Origin of the sequence: Pseudomonas kitaguniensis (genome assembly GCF_049199985.1) — a bacterium.
Lineage (GTDB): Bacteria > Pseudomonadota > Gammaproteobacteria > Pseudomonadales > Pseudomonadaceae > Aquipseudomonas > Aquipseudomonas kitaguniensis.
Genome location: NZ_JBLZPT010000063.1, coordinates 1 through 310, shown reverse-complemented (window position 1 = coordinate 310; position 310 = coordinate 1). Strand labels below are relative to the sequence as shown.

The window sequence follows — 310 nt, the reverse complement described above, 5'->3', positions numbered from 1 at the left end:
ATCCCGAACTCAGTAGTGAAACGATGCATCGCCGATGGTAGTGTGGGGTTTCCCCATGTGAGAGTAGGTCATCGTCAAGATTAAATTCCAGAACCCCTGTTTGCTAACGCAAACAGGGGTTTTGTTTATGTAGAAGTCCATGAATTTAGCCGGCACGTTGCTAACGTAACGCTCTGGTAAACAGAATTTCTTGACGACCATAGAGCATTGGAACCACCTGATCCCATCCCGAACTCAGTAGTGAAACGATGCATCGCCGATGGTAGTGTGGGGTTTCCCCATGTGAGAGTAGGTCATCGTCAAGATTAAA

Annotated in this window: 2 rRNA genes; both read left to right on the top strand. The window is 47.1% G+C overall.

Going from position 1 to position 310, the window contains the following annotated elements:
• A 5S ribosomal RNA gene (gene rrf, locus ACOZK9_RS27370) occupies positions 1-80 on the top strand; the annotation flags it as partial.
• A 109-nt stretch (positions 81-189) separates the two neighbouring features.
• Positions 190-305, top strand: a 5S ribosomal RNA gene (rrf, locus tag ACOZK9_RS27365).
• The last annotated feature ends 5 nt before the right edge of the window (positions 306-310 follow it).